This is a genomic window from Rathayibacter sp. AY2B7, assembly GCF_002931635.1.
Lineage (GTDB): Bacteria > Actinomycetota > Actinomycetes > Actinomycetales > Microbacteriaceae > Rathayibacter.
In genome coordinates this window covers 18,502-34,412 of sequence record NZ_PSUC01000010.1, presented here as the reverse complement: position 1 = coordinate 34,412, position 15,911 = coordinate 18,502, and the positions used below count along the sequence as shown (strand labels likewise).

Sequence of the window (15,911 nt, the reverse complement as noted above, 5' to 3'; positions counted from 1 at the left end):
TCCGGCTCAGCTGTCGCGGCGGATCCAGCGGAAGCCGAAGCGGCAGGCGACGAGCCCCACGACGAGCCAGATCCCGAGCACCAGCGCGACGCCGCCGAGGTCCCAGGACCCGTTCACCTCCGCCTCCTCGAATCCGCTCGGCAGGAACACGGCGCGCATGCCCTGCGCGATCCACTTGAGCGGGAAGACGCTCGCCGTGTTCTGCAGCCAGTCCGGCAGCGTCGTGAACGACAGGTACGACCCCGAGATGAACTGCAGCACGAGCAGCGGCGGCACGATCACGGCGGTCGCGCTCTTGCCCGAGCGGGGCAGCGCGGAGACGGCGATGCCGAGGATGGCCGACGTCGCGACTCCTGCAAGGTAGACCCAGGCGAAGGTCGCCCAGCGCCCGCTGTCGGTGGGCAGCTCGACCGAGAACACCGTCGCCGCGACGAGGAGCAGCAGGGCCGTCTGCGCGAGGCTCGTCACGAGCACCTGGCCGAACTTGCCGATGAAGTAGCTGAAGACCGGCAGCGGTGCTCCCGCGAGGCGCTTGAGCGTGCCGTCGCCGCGCTCGACCGCGATGTCGACGCCCAGGTTCTGGACGCCCGAGAGCAGGATCCCGGCCGCGGCCAGGCCCGGCACGTAGTACTCCGCCATCGGGATGCCCGGGTCCTGCGGGTTCGCCTGCATCACCGCGGTGTCGCCGAACGCGACCGAGAAGATCGTCAGGAGCAGCACCGGGAAGAGGAAGGTGAAGAACACCTGGTCCGGAGCGCGGAAGTACGAGCGGATCTCGTAGCGGGCGCGGGCGAGTCCGAGGCGGACGGTGCGTGCCGGGCCGGTGGAGAGGGTGCGGGGGCGGGTGGCGACGGCGGTCACGCGGGCTCTCCGATCAGGTCGACCGCGTCGCGGTCCTCGCGGATGAGGTCGAGGTAGATGTCCTCGAGGCTGGGGCGGACGACCTCGAGCGCCGTCGGCTCCCCGATCCGGGAGTGCAGCTCGGCGACGGTCCGGGCGGGCTCGGTGGTGCGCAGCCGGTGCAGCACGCCGTCCTCGCGCCACTGCACGATCGGGACGCGCGCCTCGTCCCCTCCGATCGCGCTCATCGGGCCGATGGCCAGGAGCCGCCCGCCGGAGATCACGGCGGCGCGGTCGCCGAGGCGGGCGGCCTCGTCGAGGTAGTGGGTGGTGAGCAGGATGGTCGTGCCCTCGCTCTTGAGCAGAGCGATCAGGTCCCAGAAGGAGTGGCGGGCCTCGGGGTCGAAGCCCGTGGTGGGCTCGTCGAGGAACACCAGCTCGGGGCGGCCGATGATGCCGAGGGCGACGTCGACGCGGCGGCGCTGGCCGCCCGAGAGGCGTCCGATGCGCGAGCGGGCCTTGGACGTCAGCCCGACGGCCTCGATGGTCTCGTCGACGTCGCGCGGTCGCGGATAGAGGCTGGCGAAGTGCGCGATCTGCTCGCGGACCGTCGCGTTGCCGGACTCGCCGCTGGACTGCAGGACGATCCCCAGACGCGCCTTCCACGCCAGGTCGCCGTGGCGCGGGTCGACCCCGAGCACCGACACCTCGCCGCCGGAGCGGTCGCGGTAGCCCTCGAGGATCTCGATGGTCGTCGACTTCCCGGCGCCGTTCGGGCCGAGGAGCGCGAAGGTCTCGCCCCGGTGGATGTCGAAGGAGACTCCCGCGACCGCCGGAGCGCCCCCGTAGTCCTTCCGCAGGTCGCGGACTCGGACGGCGTGGTCTTCGCTCATCGTCACAGCGTGCCCTGTCGCACCCCTCCGGCGACAGTGATCCCCGATTTCCGCCTCCCTCTTGCCCTCCCCGCCCCGAGATGCCAGGCACCCCTCACCTGTCGGACAGGCGCGTCGCAGTACCCGCCGTCACCGTGCGGCACGGTCGAGGGGCGACCGGCGATCCGCGCTGCGCATCCCGCTCTCTGCGACGCACCTCGTCGTCGAGCCGGCCGCGGCCGATCGACGACGCAGGAGGAGAGGGGCTAGACGGTGCCGAAGAGCTGCTGCAAGCGGCGCACGCCCTCGAGGAGCGCGTCGTCGCCGAGGGCGTAGGACAGGCGGAGGTAGCCGCTCGGTCCGAAGGCCTCCCCGGGGACGGTGGCGACCTCGGCCTGCTCGAGGATGAGGTCGGCGAGCTCGAGGGAGGTCGTCGGGGTGGTGCCGTTCCACTCGCGGTTCAGCAGCCCGTTCACGTCGGGGTAGACGTAGAACGCGCCGCCGGGGGTGGGGCACTCGATCCCGTCGATCGCGTTCAGCTCGGCGACGATGGTGCGGCGGCGGCGGTCGAAGGCCAGGCGCATCTCCTCGGCCGGCTCCTGCGGGCCGGTGAGGGCGGCGATCGCGGCGCGCTGCGAGATGTTCGAGACGTTGCTCGAGAGGTGCGACTGGAGGTTCGAGGCGCCCTTGATCGCGTCGGCCGGGCCGACCATCCATCCGACGCGCCAGCCGGTCATCGCGTAGGTCTTCGCGACGCCGTTGACGAGGATCGTCCGGTCGCGCAGGGCCGGCACCGCCTCGACGATCGAGGTCGCGTGCTCGAGCGGGCTCGCGTCGTCCTGGTCGCCGGTGGAGTAGACGAGGTTCTGGTAGATCTCGTCGGCGATGATCCAGAGGCCGTGCTCCTCGGCCCACTCGCCGATCTCGCGGGTCTGCTCGGCCGAGTAGACGGCGCCGGTGGGGTTGGAGGGGGAGACGAACAGGAGCACCTTGGTGCGCTCGGTGCGCGCGGCCTCCAGCTGCTCGACCGTGACCAGGTAGCCCTGGTCGGCGCCCGCGAACACGTCCACCTGCACGCCGCCGGCGAGCTTGATCGCCTCGGGGTAGGTGGTCCAGTACGGGGTCGGCACCAGCACCTCGTCGCCGTCGTCGAGGAGGGTCTGGAAGGCCTGGTAGACGGCCTGCTTGCCGCCGTTGGTGACCACGACCTGCGAGGGGTCGACGGCCCATCCGGAGTCGCGCGCCGTCTTCTCCGCGATGGCTGCGCGGAGGTCGGGGAGGCCCGCCGCGGGGGTGTAGCGGTAGTTCCTCGGGTCGAGCACGGCGGCCGAGGCGGCCTCGACGATGTGCTCGGGAGTGAGGAAGTCGGGCTCGCCGGCGGCGTAGGACACGACCGGTCGGCCCTGGGCCTGGAGGGCCTTCGCCTTGGCGTCGACCTTCAGAGTGGCGGACTCGGCGATGGCGGCGATGCGGGCGGAGATGCGCGTGGTGGAGGACACGACGGCCAGCGTATCCTGCGCGCGCACGGGGCTCCGAGGCCCCCCGCCGCTCGGCTGGACACGCCCTTCGGGTCCACGTACACTCGTCCGAGGTAGTCGATCTCTGCCCTCATCCACAGCGCCCGCGAGGGTCGCGGCGGTGGGGCGGCGGGTCGGTCTCCTCCTCGGATGCTCGCAACGGCATCCATAGGGCGGTGGCTCAATTGGTAGAGCAGCGGTCTCCAAAACCGCAGGTTGCAGGTTCGAGCCCTGTCCGCCCTGCACATCGATGCCCGTCGCACGCGGTCCCCGCGACGCTGCGGTCATCGGTCCAGGGCCGCCCATGACGGGCGGTCGGCCACACCGGAGGTTCCGGTGCGGGAAAGGTGCGTGCAGGTGGCCGGGAAAGCAGTCGACGAGCCGAGCGAGGACGTCGTCGCGATCGCCAATCAGCAGCGAGCCGCGCGGCGAAACCCGTTCGCGCGCATCGCCCTCTTCATCCGGCAGGTCATCGCCGAGCTGAAGAAGGTCGTGACGCCCACCCGCAAGGAGCTGGGCAACTACGTCGTGGTCGTGCTGATCTTCGTCGTCATCATGATGGCGCTGGTGTCCTTCCTCGACTGGGTCTTCGCCCTGGCCGTGACGTACGTGTTCGGCACACCCGCCGCCTGACCCGAGAGCATCCGGGCCGCGCGAGCGGAGGGTGCCGGCGACAGCGGGACGCGCCCCGACGGGCGCGACCGATCGATCGAGAGAGAGTTGTGACGAGTGTCTGACAGAAACCGCGACGACGTCGACTGGGCGACGGCTGCCGAGCAGTCGTCGGAGGTCGAGGAGGAGCAGGAGGGCGACGTCCAGTCGCAGGCTGAGGACGCCGTCGAGCCCGCCGAGCAGGGTGCGCTGAGCATCATCGACGAGAACGAGTCCGAGGACGACCTCGCCTCCGACCTCGAGGCAGCGCTGGACGCCATCGGCTCCGTCGACGACCCCGAGGCCGACTCCGCCGTCGACGAGGCCGCCCACATCGACACCGTCGAGGAGGCCGAAGCGGCCCTCGAGGCCGTCGAGGACGAGGCCGAGGTCGCCGCCGAGGACGCCGAGTCCGCCGGTGAGGACCTCGCCGACATCGACCCGTACGAGGCCTTCCGCACCGAGCTGCGCGGCAAGCCGGGCAAGTGGTACGTCATCCACTCCTACGCCGGCTTCGAGAAGCGCGTGAAGTCGAACATCGAGAACCGCAAGGTCTCGCTCGAGGCCGAGGACTACATCTTCGAGGTCCAGGTCCCGATGGAGGACGTGGTCGAGATCAAGAACGGCCAGCGCAAGATGGTCACCCGGGTGCGCATCCCCGGCTACGTGCTGGTGCGCATGGACCTCAACGAGGACTCGTGGTCGGTCGTCCGCCACACCCCGGGCGTCACCGGCTTCGTGGGCAACGCCCACAACCCGACTCCGCTGCGCTTCGAGGAGGCCTTCACGATGCTGAAGAGCCTCGTCGAGATCAAGGACGTCGCCCCCTCGAAGACCTCCGGTGCCAAGGGCCAGAAGCAGGCCCAGCGCGTGCTGCCCGCCGAGGTCGACTTCGAGATCGGCGAGACCATCACCATCAAGGAGGGCTCGTTCGCGGGTCTTCCCGGCTCGATCAGCGAGATCAAGCCCGAGAGCGGCAAGCTCACCGTGCTCGTCTCGCTCTTCGAGCGCGAGACCCCGGTCGAGCTGTCGTTCGACCAGGTCACCAAGCTCTGACGCGTCGCCTCCGCGGCGCATGAACGCCCCCTCCGCAGGTCGGAGGGGGCGTTCGCCGTTCCGGGTGGCGCTCCCTCCGGCACCGCCCCACGCGCACCCGGGCGTCGGCCCCTCCTCCGCCCTGTCGGGGGTGGCCCCGCTCGTGTAAGCTCGTACGGGTTTTCGTGTCGGCGCCCGCCCCTGTGCGCGCCGGACGACCCTCCTCCACCGCGATCCAGCACCGTCGGATGCGCGGGAGAGCGGCCGGGAGCCCCCGACCGCTCGAACCCTGAGAAAAGGAATTAGAATGGCCCCCAAGAAGAAGGTCACCGGCCTGATCAAGCTCCAGATCAAGGCCGGCGCGGCCAACCCCGCGCCCCCGATCGGTCCGGCGCTCGGTCAGCACGGCGTCAACATCATGGAGTTCTGCAAGGCGTACAACGCGCAGACCGAGTCGCAGCGCGGCAACGTCATCCCCGTCGAGATCACCGTCTACGAGGACCGCTCGTTCACCTTCGTGCTGAAGACCCCGCCCGCGGCGGAGCTCATCAAGAAGGCCGCCGGCGTCGCCAAGGGCTCCTCGACCCCGCACACCGTGAAGGTCGCGAAGCTCACCCAGGCGCAGGTCCGCGAGATCGCCGAGGCGAAGCAGGTCGACCTGAACGCCAACGACATCGACGCCGCCGCGAAGATCATCGCCGGCACCGCCCGCTCGATGGGCATCACGGTCGAGTAGCGCGACGCGCTGCTCGACGGCGGGAGCAACGCGCCCATCGGCGCGGACCCACCGCGGAAGCCTCGAGAACCCGACGGCGGGCCCTCAGCGGGGTCGCGTGCCCGGTCCGGAAGCGCCTCCGCACGACCTCTCCGCCTCCCGCGAGCAGCACGCACGGCCGCGATCGCGGCACCACCAGAACTCCATCACCCCCGTGGGAGAGCCCGCCAGGCTCTAGAACCACATTCTCGTTTCAAGGAGAAACAACATGGCACAGAAGTCGAAGGCCTACCGGGCCGCCGCGGCCAAGCTCGAAGAGGGCAAGTTCTACACGGCCGACGAGGCCGTCGCGCTCGCCCGCGAGACCGGTTCCGCCAAGTTCAACAGCACCGTCGAGGTCGCCCTCAAGCTCGGTGTCGACCCCCGCAAGGCCGACCAGATGGTCCGCGGCACGGTCATCCTGCCCCACGGCACGGGCAAGACCGCCCGCGTCATCGTGTTCGCCACCGGTCCGGCCGCCGAGGCCGCGCTGGCCGCCGGTGCCGACGAGGTCGGCGGCGCCGAGCTCATCGAGAAGGTCGCGGGCGGGTACACCTCGTTCGACTCCGCCGTCTCGACCCCGGAGCTCATGGGCCAGGTCGGCCGTCTCGGAAAGGTGCTCGGCCCCCGCGGCCTCATGCCCAACCCGAAGACCGGCACCGTGACCCCGGACGTGGCGAAGGCCGTGACCGAGATCAAGGGCGGAAAGATCGAGTTCCGCGTCGACAAGCACGCCAACGTGCACCTCGTCGTGGGCAAGGCCGCGTTCTCCGAGGAGCAGCTCCAGGAGAACTTCAAGACCGCGCTCGACGAGATCCTCCGCCTCAAGCCGTCCTCCTCGAAGGGCCGCTACATCCAGAAGGCCGCCGTCTCGACGACCTTCGGCCCCGGCATCCCGCTGGACGTCAACGTCCTGGCCTGAGCCGGGCACGCACTGACGTGAGGAGGGGGTCCGCTTCGGCGGGCCCCCTCCTTCGTCGTCCCGGCATACTGGACCGGTGATCCGCCGCTCAGCTCCGTCGCGCCTCCCGTGACCGTCCGCCGCGCGTCGGCCGCCGACGCCGAGGCCCTGGCCGAGCTGGCCGCCGCGACCTTCCCGCTGGCCTGCCCGCCGCACACCACCGCGGAGGCGATGGCCGAGTTCGTGCGCACCGTGCTCTCGGTCGAGCGCTTCCGCGACAACCTCGCCGATCCGCTCCGCTCGCTCCTGGTCGACGACGACTCCGGCGCGCTGACCGGCTACGCGATGCTCGTGCGCGGAGAGCCCGCCGACGCCGACGTCGTCGCGGCGATCCGGCTGCGTCCGACCGTCGAGCTCAGCAAGTTCTACCTCCTGCCCGGCCGGCACGGCTCCGGAGCGGCGGCCGCGCTGATGGCCGCGACCCTCGAGGAGGCGCTGGATCACGGTGCCGCGGGCGTCTGGCTCGGCGTCAACGAGGAGAACGCGCGTGCTCAGCGGTTCTACTCCAAGCACGGCTTCGCGGTCGTCGGCCGCAAGCGCTTCCTCGTCGGCGACCGCTGGGAGGACGACTTCGTCCTCGAGCGCTCTCTCGCCTGACCCTCCCCGCGAGACGCCACCCGAGTACGCGATCCGCTCCGCGTGGCGTATCCGAGTGGCCTCTCGCCGAGGTCAGCCCTCGGAGACGGTGAGGACGATCTTGCCGCGGGTGTGGCCCGTCTCGAGCTGCTCGTGCGCCTCGCAGGCGCGGGCCAGGGGGAAGATGCCGTCGATGAAGACGCGGACGTCGCCCGACTCGAGCAGGCGCGAGACCACGCCCAGGGTCGCCCCGTCGGGAGCGACGCGGTAGGTGGAGGCGCGCACGCCCGCAGCGGCCGCCTCCTCGAAGAACCCGGGCCAGCTCCCGGTGGGCGCGTTCACGATCAGGCCCCCGGGGCGGAGGACCCTCAGCGAGCGCGAGCCCGTGTCGTCGTGGACGTTGCCGACCAGATCGATGACCACGTCGACGCCGGACAGCAGCTCGTCGAAGCGCTCGGCGGTGTGGTCGATCACCTGCGCGGCGCCGAGCTCGTGCAGCCACTGCAGGTTGCGGGTCGAGCCGGTCGCGATCACCGAGGCGCCGAAGTAGGCGGCGAACTGCACCGCGAAGTGGCCGACTCCGCCCGACCCGGCGTGGATGAGGATCCGCTGACCCTCGTGCGCCTTGGCGAGCTCGACGACCATGCCCCAGGCGGTGAGCGCCGCGAGCGGGACGCCGGCCGCTTCGACGTGCGAGAGCGTCGACGGCTTCCGCGCGATGGAGACGCTCGGCACGCTGACGTACTCCGCGTAGGAGCCCGAGTAGCGCGGCACCATGACGAAGCCGTAGACCTCGTCGCCCGGCCGCAGCGGATGCGCCGGGTAGGGGCTCGAGACGACGACGCCCGAGAAGTCGTGGCCGAGGACCGCAGGGTAGGAGGCGATCTGCGAGGCGACCCCCTGGCCCGCGCGCGTCTTCGCGTCGAGCGGGTTCACGCCGGCCGCGACCACCTTCACGGTGAACTCGGCGTTGATGGCGGAGGGTGTCGGCACGGTCGCCAGGTGCAGGGCGGAGGCGTCGCCCGGCGCGTCGATCACCGCCGCCGTCATCGTGTCGGGGAGGACGACCTCCTCCGGGATCTCGCCGATCGCGAGGCCGTGCCCGAGCGCGCTGGTGTGCATCGTCGCCTTTCCTGTCGCTGAGGCGTGCGGGTGGAGCGTGCCGAGGACGTCGCCCCCGATCCCCGCATCCGACGCCGCGACCAGTCAATCGAGGCAATGAGTCGGCGCTGTTACGGGGGTGTCACCCTCGGGAGAAGATTGGCGCGCGGAGCCGCGGGCGCCCGGTCTGGCACGATGAGGGGATGCGACGCCGACGTACCCTGCTGGTCGGCGGTGCCCTCCTTGTCCTGGCCGGGCTCGTGGTCCTCCTGGCCGCCCGGATCAGCATCGGCACCAGCCGCTGGGTCTACGTCAGCGAGATGGGCGCGCCGGACCTGCCGACGGCGGGCGCCTTCGAGGCGGCTCTTCTGCTCGTGGCGGCCGGCGGCGCGCTGATCGCCGCGGGCGCCTGGCCGGTGCGCGCCCGCCTGCTCCCCGCCCTCCGCCCGGCGGGCGCGATCCTCCTGGCGGCCGCCTGCTTCGCGCTCGCCTCGCAGGTGACCTGCACGGCGGGCTGCCCGCTGCCGGTCGGGCCGGCCTTCCGCTGGCAGGACCTCATCCACACCTCGGCCGCCGTGCTCGGCTTCGGGGCCGCTTGCGCCGCGATGCTCCAGCTGGCGACCGTGCGGGGGCGCCCTGCGGTCGCGCGGCTCTCGCTCGCCGCCGGGATCTCGGTGGCGGTCGTCGCCGGGACGGGCGGGATCCTGTCGCTCCTGCGCGTGTGGCTGCGGCTCGGCGGCACGCTCGAGTTCGTGGCGACGGCGATCGCAGTGCTCTGGCTCGCGTTCGTCGGCCTGGTGCTCGCGCTCGAGGACCTCAGCGCCGAGCGAGCCAGCCGCGGACGTGCCCGCGGATCCGGTCCTGCTGAGCGGCGAAGCCCTCGTCCCGCGACGGCACCCGCTCGCAGTCCGCATCCGGAAGAGCCCTAGCCCACGCCTCCGCGACCTCGACCGGGTGCACGGGGTCGCGCTCGGCCGCGATCACCAGGGTGCGCGCGATGACCTCGCCCAGCTCTCCGGAATCGCGGTAGGCGGCGTTCCGCGGGATCTGGGCGAGACGGACGGCGCGCTCGGCCGCGCGCGGAGAGCGGAACTGCAGCGTCAGCGCCTCCGCCGACGCGGGGGACACTTCGGCGGCGCGCGCGAACAGGCCCGAGGCGCGGAACATCCGCTCGCCGCGCTTCGCTCCGTGGTCGTGCAGCAGCTGCGCGATGACGGGGAACACGGTGAGGTTCTCGGGCAGCGGCTCGGCGGTGAAGGCGGGGCGCACGAAGACGGCGCGGTCGATCGGCAGCACGCGTCGGACCGCGAGGCGCAGGGCGATCGCGGCGCCCATCGAGATGCCGAGCACCGTGAGCGGCTTGTGCGCGGCTCCGGCGCGCACGACCTCCTCCGTCACCTCGTCGGCCAGCGCCTCGAGGGCGAAGTCGCCGGGCGCGCCGAGCAGCTCAGAGGCGCCGTGGGCGCGGACGTCCGGAGCGATGACCTCGCTGCCGGCGGGGAGGGCGGAGCGCAGCAGCCCCAGCGGCTGGGAGCGGTCGCCGCCCAGGCCGTGCAGGAGGAGGACCGTCACCGGGCGCGCGTCCGCTCGTGCAGCTCGGCCATCAGCATCCCCGCCAGGCGGACGAGGATGTGGATCTCGTCCTCGTCGCGGTCGACCCAGCGGGAGTTCGGCTCGCCCTCGATCGGCACGAAGTCGCGGTGCTGCTCCCAGACGACGAGCGTGCGCTCGGCGCCGAGGACGTACTGCTGCCAGAAGACCTGCCGCAGGTAGTGGCGCGGGATGCTCCGCCACGGCTTCGTCGTGGTCTTGATCTCGCAGAGCTCGAGCCGGCCGTCCTCGCGGAGGCCGATGCCGTCGGGCGTGGCGAGGTGGCGCCGCTCCTGGCTCGCGTGGAAGAGGGTGCTGCTGGGCTCGATCGCGTGCTCGCTCCGCACCCAGGCGGCGATCTCGGGCTCGCGGGCGCGGCCGTGGTCGGTGAAGGCGTTGCCGCCGAAACCGGTGCCGTAGAGCTTGTCGAGCGCGGCCCTGCCGATCGCTGCGGGGGAGGAGAGGCGGGCGACATCGGTCGCCGTGATGCCGCGCGAGCGGGCGCGGAGCCAGGCGACGCGGTCCGAGGAGTCGGCGACGACCCTCCGGAGGTGCGGGGGCTCGGCGTCCGTGAAGACGGGCTGCGTCTCCCAGGGGAAGGAGAGCTGCAGGTCGGGCACCGATTCATTCTCTGCCCCCTGCGGCGCCCGGTCGAATCGGCACGCCGACCCGCGGCCTCTCACCGGGGCGCGACGGCCCGCGCCGGCGGCTCAGGCGTCGAGGAAGGCGTCGACGTGCGCGGGGGAGAGGAGGTGGCGCCGGACCATCAGGGCGGCACCGCGGACGCCTCCGCCCTGGGCCGCGGCCTGCACGATGTCGAGCGCGCGGGTCGCCAGGGGGAGGGAGCGGCGGTAGACGACCTCGCGGACCCCGGCGAGGACCTCGTGGCTGGCCTGGGCGATGCTGCCGCCGACGACGATGACGGACGGGTTCAGGAGGTTCACGCAGGTCGCGAGCACCTCGCCGATGTCGCGGCCCGCGGCGCGCGTGAGCTCGACGGTGGTGGGGTCCCCGCCGGTCAGCAGGGTGACGACGTCGGAGGTGCTGGCGGCGTCGATCCCGGACTCGGTCAGCCGGCGGGCGATCGCCGAGCCGCTCGCGATCGCCTCGAGGTCGGCCTCGCCGCGGTCGCCGGGGACCTGCACGTGGCCCAGGTCGCCCGCCGCTCCGAGGGCTCCGCGCTGCAGGGCGCCGCCGCTGACGATCCCGGCTCCGATGCCGGTGGAGACCTTCACGTAGAGGAGGTCGTCGACGTCGGCGTAGTGGTCGGCGTGCTCGCCGAGCGCCAGCAGGTTCACGTCGTTGTCGACGAGGACGGGCACGGGGAGGCGGCGGCCGACGAACTCCGGGATGTCGAAGCGGTCCCAGCCGGGCATGATCGGCGGCTTCACCGGGCGGCCCGTCGCGTGCTCGACGGGTCCGGGGACGCCGACGCCGACTCCCGCGAGCGGGCCCGCCGCCGGAGTCCGGCCGAGCAGGGCCGCGGCGACGTCGAGGGCGTGGCCGAGGACGGCGAGGGGGCCGTCGGCGATGGCGATGCTCTCGCGGCGGCGGGCGAGGACCGTGCCGTCGAGGTCGGTCAGGGCGACGACGGCGTGCGCGGCGCCCAGGTCGACGGCGAGGAGGGTGCGCGCCCGGGGGTCGAAGGCCACGCGGGCGGCGGGGCGGCCTCCGGAGGAGGGAGCGTCGTCCTGCCGGGCGACCAGGCCGGAGGCGGTGAGGACGTCGAGCTGGGCGGAGACGGCCGCGCGCGGCAGGCCCGTCTCGGCGACCACGTCGGCCCGCGTCCGGGGCGCCCCGTCGGCCAGCAGGAGCAGCAGCTCGCCGACCGCGCTGACGGTGATGCGGCGGCGCGGGGACATGGCCAGAGTCAACCACAGCGCCCGTGCTTCTGTGCGGCGGGCGCCCGACTTGGCGGGCGCGCAGGGCTAGTTTTGCTTGTCCGTGAGCAAAAGTCCGCGTAGGGTTCGAGGCACACCTTCCGATGCGATCAGGAGCCCCACCGGTGGCCACACCCCCAGACCTCTCTGTCCAGCTGTACTCGGTGCGCGAGCCGCTCGCGGCCGATCTGCCCGCCACCCTCGACCGCCTCGCGGCGATCGGCTTCACCACGGTCGAGCTCTTCGGGTTCGTCGACCTCGCCGACGCCTACCGCGCGGCGCTCCCGGCCAGTGGACTGCGCGCTCCCAGCGCCCACGCCCGCCTCCTCGGCCCGCAGGGCGACGCCACCGTCGACGAGATCCTCGACACCGCCGCCTCGCTCGGAGTCGAGACCGTGATCGACCCCTTCGTCGACCCGACCCGCTGGACCACCGCGGACGACGTCGCCCGCATCGCCGACGAGCTGAACGCTCTGGTCGACCCCGCCGCCGCCCGCGGCCTGGTGCTCGGCTACCACAACCACGCCTTCGAGTTCGAGAACCGCGTCGACGGCCGCAGCGCCTTCGAGCACCTCGCGAGCCTGCTCGACCCGCGCATGGTCCTCGAGCTCGACACCTACTGGGCGGCAGTCGGCGGCGACGACCCGGTCGAGGTGCTCGGACGCCTCGGCGACCAGGTGCGCTTCCTGCACGTGAAGGACGGCCCGATCTCGGCCGACACCCAGGAGCAGCTGCCCGCGGGCGAGGGCGCGATGGACGTCCCGGCGATCCTCGCCGCCGCTCCGCAGGCCCTGCCCGTGCTGGAGTTCGACGCCTATGCCGGCGACATCTTCGAGGGCCTGGAGTCGGCCCACCGCTACGTCTCGGGGCTCGGCGCATGAGCGGCACCGGCCGCGTGGGCGTCGGCGTCATCGGCGCCGGCAACATCAGCACCCAGTACCTGACCAACCTCACCGTCTTCCCCGACCTCGAGGTGCTCTTCGTCGCCGACATCGACCTCGAGCGGGCGAGGACCCAGGCCGAGGCCTTCGGCGTCCCCGCCTCCGGCACCGTCGAGGAGCTCCTCGCGCACGAGGGCATCGAGATCGTCGTGAACCTCACGATCCCGGCCGCGCACGTCGAGGTCGCGCGCCGCGCGGTCGAGGCGGGCAAGCACGTGTGGACCGAGAAGCCCTTCTCGCTCGACCGCGACAGCGGGATCGAGCTGCTCGCGCTGGCCAAGGAGAAGGGGCTGCGCGTCGCGACCGCTCCCGACACCTTCCTGGGCGCGGGCCTCCAGACGGCGCAGCGCGTGATCGAGAGCGGAGCCATCGGCACGCCGCTCTCGGCCCTCACCCTCTTCCAGGGCCCCGGCCCCGAGTCGTGGCACCCGAACCCGGAGTTCTTCTTCGCCGAGGGCGGCGGACCGCTGCTGGACATGGGCCCGTACTACATCACCACGCTCGTGCAGAACCTCGGCCCCGTCGAGAGCGTCACCGCCGTCTCGTCCCAGGCCCGCGCCACCCGCGTCGTGGGCTCCGGCCCGAAGGAGGGCACCGAGTTCCCGGTGACCATCCCGACGCACATCGGTGGCCTGCTCCGCTTCGAGTCCGGGGCCTCGGCCCAGGGCGTGTGGAGCTTCGAGTCGAGCCTGCCGCGCACCGGCTTCGTCGAGATCAACGGCTCCGAGGGCACCCTCGTCCTCCCCGACCCGAACCAGCACGACGGCGAGATCACCCTGCACCGCCGCGGGTCCGCCGAGCCGGAGGTCATCGCGGCGACCGGCTCGACCGCCTCCCGCGGCACAGGCGTGCTCGAGCTCGCCCGTGCGATCCGGGCCGACCGCCCCGAGGCTGCCTCCGGAGACCTCGCGTACCACGTCACCGACGTGATGCTCTCGCTCCTCGAGGCCGCCGAGACCGGCGAGAAGGTCCTCGTCACGAGCTCCGTGACGCCCCGCCCCGCACTGCCCGAGAGCTGGGACCCGACCGAAGCGACCCTCTCCTGATGCCCGCGCCCCTGCGCGTCGGCGTGCTCGGCGGCGGCTTCATGGCGGCCGTGCACAGCCGCGCGGCCCGCAGCGCCGGAGCGGTGCTCGCCGGAGTCGCCTCCTCCACCCCGGAGAAGGGCGAGCGGGCGGCGGCCGAGCTCGGCGTCGAGCGCGCCTACCCGGACGCCCGGGCCCTGATCGAGGACGAGAGCATCGACCTCGTGCACGTCTGCACCCCGAACGCCACGCACGCCGCACTCGCGCTCGCGGCGATCGAAGCGGGCAAGCACGTGGTCTGCGAGAAGCCGCTCGCCGCGACGCTGCGGGAGGCGGAGTCGCTCGCTGCGGCCGCGTCCTCCGCCGGCGTGGTGGCGACCGTCCCGTTCGCCTACCGCTTCCACCCGATGGTGCGCGAGGCCCGTGCCCGCGTCGCCTCCGGCGAGACCGGCCGTCTGGTCACGGTCCGCGGGAGCTACCTCCAGGACTGGCTGCTGGGCGCCTCCGACGACAACTGGCGCGTCGACCCGGCCGCCGGCGGCCGCTCGCGCGCCTTCGGCGACATCGGCTCGCACCTGGTCGACCTGCTGGAGTTCGTCACCGGCGATCGGATCGACTCGCTCGCCGCGATCACGAGCACCGTCCACGCCGAGCGCGGCGGCCGCCCGGTGAGCACCGAGGACGTGGCCGGCCTGATCGTCCGGCTCGAGGGCGGCGCCGTCGGCACGCTCCTCGTCTCGCAGGTCACCGCGGGCCACCGCAACGAGCTGGTGCTCGAGGTGTCCGGGCTGGAGGAGTCGCTGCGCTTCGAGCAGGAGCTCCCCGAGACGCTGTGGGTCGGCCGGCGCGACAGCGCCCTGCTGGTGCCGCGCGACGCCTCGATCCTCGCGCCCGATGCGGCCCGGCTCTCGATCGTGCCGAGCGGTCATCCGATGGGCTATCAGGACGCCTTCACGGCGTTCGCCCGCGACACCTACGCCGCCGTGGCGGGCGCCGACGTGGAGGGTCTGCCGACCTTCGCCGACGGCCTCCGCGCGGCGCGCATCACCGAGGCCGTGCTCGACGCGGCCGAGACAGGCGCCTGGGTCACCCTGCCCGCCGCCGACGACCGGACGGAGATCGCCGCATGAGCGACGAGAAGACCTACCCCGCCACCCACCCCGTGACGCTGTTCACCGGCCAGTGGGCCGATCTGCCCTTCGAGGAGGTCGCCCGGCTCGCCGCCGAGTGGGGCTACGACGGACTCGAGATCGCGGCCTCGGGCGACCATCTCGACCTCAAGCGCGCGGACGAGGACGACGCCTACGCCGCCTCGCGCCTGGAGATCCTCGACCGCTACGGCCTCGAGGTCTTCGCCATCTCGAACCACCTCACCGGCCAGGCCGTCTGCGACGACCCGATCGACTTCCGCCACAAGGCACTCGTGCGCGACTACACCTGGGGCGACGGCGACGCGGAGGGGGTGCGGCAGCGCGCCGCCGAGGACATGAAGCGCTCGGCGCGGGTCGCCCGCAAGCTCGGCGTGGACGTGGTCGTCGGCTTCACCGGCTCGAAGATCTGGCCCTACGTGGCGCAGTTCCCGCCGGTCCCGGCCTCCGTCATCGACGAGGGGTACGAGGACTTCGCGACCCGCTGGAACCCGATCCTCGACGAGTTCGACGCGAACGGCGTGGTCTACGCGCACGAGGTGCACCCGTCCGAGATCGCCTACGACTACTGGTCGAGCGTGCGCACCCTCGAGGCGATCGGGCACCGCCCGGCCTTCGGCTTCAACTGGGATCCGTCGCACATGATGTGGCAGGACATCGACCCGGTCGGCTTCATCGTCGACTTCAAGGACCGGATCTACCACGTCGACTGCAAGGACACCCGCCTGCGCCCGAAGAACGGCCGCGCCGGCGTGCTCGGCTCGCACCTGCGCTGGGGCGACCCGCGCCGCGGCTGGGACTTCGTCTCGACGGGGCACGGCGACGTCCCGTGGGAGGACGCGTTCCGGGCGCTGGAGTCGATCGGCTACTCCGGCCCGATCTCCATCGAGTGGGAGGACGCCGGGATGGACCGCCTCCACGGCGCGAAGGAGGCCGTCGGCTTCATCCGCTCGCTGCTCTGGAGGACCCCGACCGCGTCGTTCGACGCCGCGTTCTCGAACCAGTAGCCGCGCGGCTCCC

General features: G+C 72.5%; 17 protein-coding genes and 1 tRNA gene. 11 read left to right on the top strand and 7 right to left on the bottom strand.

The window, feature by feature from the left end; genetic code table 11:
• Positions 1-6: 6 nt before the first annotated feature.
• From C5C27_RS03605 to C5C27_RS03595, 3 genes are all read right to left on the bottom strand, one after another.
• Positions 7-861: an ABC transporter permease gene (locus C5C27_RS03605; RefSeq protein ID WP_104313646.1), complete on the bottom strand. Its 855-nt coding sequence runs from the start codon at positions 859-861 to the stop codon at positions 7-9.
• On the bottom strand, positions 858-1,733 hold the full coding sequence (locus tag C5C27_RS03600) for an ABC transporter ATP-binding protein (protein ID WP_104254889.1): 876 nt from the start codon (positions 1,731-1,733) through the stop codon (positions 858-860). The genes C5C27_RS03605 and C5C27_RS03600 overlap by 4 nt, the downstream gene beginning before the upstream one ends.
• A 245-nt stretch (positions 1,734-1,978) precedes the next feature.
• On the bottom strand, positions 1,979-3,220 hold the full coding sequence (locus C5C27_RS03595; protein ID WP_374953347.1) for a pyridoxal phosphate-dependent aminotransferase: 1,242 nt from the start codon (positions 3,218-3,220) through the stop codon (positions 1,979-1,981).
• A 179-nt stretch (positions 3,221-3,399) separates the two neighbouring features.
• On the opposite strand from C5C27_RS03595, the gene C5C27_RS03590 reads away from it, so the two are divergent.
• The 6 genes from C5C27_RS03590 to C5C27_RS03565 all read left to right on the top strand — a co-directional run bounded on the left by C5C27_RS03590 (position 3,400) and on the right by C5C27_RS03565 (position 7,227).
• A tRNA-Trp gene (locus C5C27_RS03590) sits at positions 3,400-3,472 on the top strand.
• 114 nt (positions 3,473-3,586) lie between these two features.
• Positions 3,587-3,862, top strand: coding sequence for a preprotein translocase subunit SecE (gene secE / locus C5C27_RS03585; protein ID WP_068208793.1), 276 nt, complete (start codon positions 3,587-3,589; stop codon positions 3,860-3,862).
• Positions 3,863-3,958: 96 nt separating this feature from the next.
• The gene (gene nusG / locus C5C27_RS03580) at positions 3,959-4,936 is read left to right on the top strand and encodes a transcription termination/antitermination protein NusG (protein WP_104223631.1); all 978 of its coding nucleotides are present in this window, start codon (positions 3,959-3,961) and stop codon (positions 4,934-4,936) included.
• Between the two features lie 286 nt (positions 4,937-5,222).
• On the top strand, positions 5,223-5,651 hold the full coding sequence (gene rplK / locus C5C27_RS03575) for a 50S ribosomal protein L11 (protein ID WP_104223632.1): 429 nt from the start codon (positions 5,223-5,225) through the stop codon (positions 5,649-5,651).
• A gap of 247 nt (positions 5,652-5,898) precedes the next feature.
• Positions 5,899-6,591 (top strand): 50S ribosomal protein L1, encoded by a 693-nt coding sequence (rplA, locus tag C5C27_RS03570; protein ID WP_104257179.1) that lies wholly within the window; start codon positions 5,899-5,901, stop codon positions 6,589-6,591.
• Positions 6,592-6,699: 108 nt separating this feature from the next.
• Positions 6,700-7,227 (top strand): GNAT family N-acetyltransferase, encoded by a 528-nt coding sequence (locus C5C27_RS03565; protein WP_104313645.1) that lies wholly within the window; start codon positions 6,700-6,702, stop codon positions 7,225-7,227.
• A gap of 72 nt (positions 7,228-7,299) precedes the next feature.
• Here the strand turns inward: C5C27_RS03565 and C5C27_RS03560 are convergent, their stop codons facing one another.
• A complete protein-coding gene (locus C5C27_RS03560; protein WP_374952914.1) occupies positions 7,300-8,328 on the bottom strand; it encodes an NADP-dependent oxidoreductase in 1,029 nt (342 codons plus the stop codon).
• Between the two features lie 182 nt (positions 8,329-8,510).
• Here C5C27_RS03560 and C5C27_RS03555 point away from each other — a divergent pair, with 182 nt between their 5' ends.
• Positions 8,511-9,236, top strand: a complete 726-nt coding sequence (locus C5C27_RS03555) for a DUF998 domain-containing protein (protein ID WP_104223635.1) — start codon at positions 8,511-8,513, stop codon at positions 9,234-9,236.
• Here the strand turns inward: C5C27_RS03555 and C5C27_RS17885 are convergent.
• The 3 genes from C5C27_RS17885 to C5C27_RS03545 all read right to left on the bottom strand — a co-directional run bounded on the left by C5C27_RS17885 (position 9,124) and on the right by C5C27_RS03545 (position 11,759).
• A complete protein-coding gene (locus C5C27_RS17885) occupies positions 9,124-9,879 on the bottom strand; it encodes an alpha/beta fold hydrolase (protein WP_181125664.1) in 756 nt (251 codons plus the stop codon). The two genes, C5C27_RS03555 and C5C27_RS17885, sit on opposite strands and share 113 nt — an antisense overlap.
• Positions 9,876-10,508, bottom strand: a complete 633-nt coding sequence (locus C5C27_RS17880) for a YqaJ viral recombinase family protein (protein ID WP_104238303.1) — start codon at positions 10,506-10,508, stop codon at positions 9,876-9,878. Before C5C27_RS17880 ends, C5C27_RS17885 begins: the two co-directional genes overlap by 4 nt.
• Before the next feature lie 99 nt (positions 10,509-10,607).
• Positions 10,608-11,759, bottom strand: a complete 1,152-nt coding sequence (locus C5C27_RS03545; RefSeq protein ID WP_104238282.1) for an ROK family transcriptional regulator — start codon at positions 11,757-11,759, stop codon at positions 10,608-10,610.
• Positions 11,760-11,902: 143 nt separating this feature from the next.
• On the opposite strand from C5C27_RS03545, the gene C5C27_RS03540 reads away from it, so the two are divergent.
• The 4 genes from C5C27_RS03540 to C5C27_RS03525 are packed head-to-tail and all read left to right on the top strand — an operon-like array spanning position 11,903 to position 15,898.
• The gene (locus tag C5C27_RS03540) at positions 11,903-12,658 is read left to right on the top strand and encodes a sugar phosphate isomerase/epimerase (protein ID WP_258066488.1); all 756 of its coding nucleotides are present in this window, start codon (positions 11,903-11,905) and stop codon (positions 12,656-12,658) included.
• A complete protein-coding gene (locus tag C5C27_RS03535) occupies positions 12,655-13,764 on the top strand; it encodes a Gfo/Idh/MocA family protein (protein ID WP_104234231.1) in 1,110 nt (369 codons plus the stop codon). Before C5C27_RS03540 ends, C5C27_RS03535 begins: the two co-directional genes overlap by 4 nt.
• On the top strand, positions 13,764-14,873 hold the full coding sequence (locus tag C5C27_RS03530; RefSeq protein WP_104313643.1) for a Gfo/Idh/MocA family protein: 1,110 nt from the start codon (positions 13,764-13,766) through the stop codon (positions 14,871-14,873). The genes C5C27_RS03535 and C5C27_RS03530 overlap by 1 nt, the downstream gene beginning before the upstream one ends.
• A complete protein-coding gene (locus C5C27_RS03525; RefSeq protein WP_181133436.1) occupies positions 14,870-15,898 on the top strand; it encodes a sugar phosphate isomerase/epimerase in 1,029 nt (342 codons plus the stop codon). Before C5C27_RS03530 ends, C5C27_RS03525 begins: the two co-directional genes overlap by 4 nt.
• The last annotated feature ends 13 nt before the right edge of the window (positions 15,899-15,911 follow it).

Coding starts and splice junctions, on each gene's coding strand:
- C5C27_RS03600 (WP_104254889.1), bottom strand. CDS start 1,733: ATGAGCGAAGACCACGCCGTCCGAGTCCGCGACCTGCGGAAGGACTAC.
- rplK (WP_104223632.1), top strand. CDS start 5,223: ATGGCCCCCAAGAAGAAGGTCACCGGCCTGATCAAGCTCCAGATCAAG.
- rplA (WP_104257179.1), top strand. CDS start 5,899: ATGGCACAGAAGTCGAAGGCCTACCGGGCCGCCGCGGCCAAGCTCGAA.
- C5C27_RS03560 (WP_374952914.1), bottom strand. CDS start 8,328: ATGCACACCAGCGCGCTCGGGCACGGCCTCGCGATCGGCGAGATCCCG.
- C5C27_RS03555 (WP_104223635.1), top strand. CDS start 8,511: ATGCGACGCCGACGTACCCTGCTGGTCGGCGGTGCCCTCCTTGTCCTG.
- C5C27_RS03545 (WP_104238282.1), bottom strand. CDS start 11,759: ATGTCCCCGCGCCGCCGCATCACCGTCAGCGCGGTCGGCGAGCTGCTG.
- C5C27_RS03535 (WP_104234231.1), top strand. CDS start 12,655: ATGAGCGGCACCGGCCGCGTGGGCGTCGGCGTCATCGGCGCCGGCAAC.
- C5C27_RS03530 (WP_104313643.1), top strand. CDS start 13,764: ATGCCCGCGCCCCTGCGCGTCGGCGTGCTCGGCGGCGGCTTCATGGCG.
- C5C27_RS03525 (WP_181133436.1), top strand. CDS start 14,870: ATGAGCGACGAGAAGACCTACCCCGCCACCCACCCCGTGACGCTGTTC.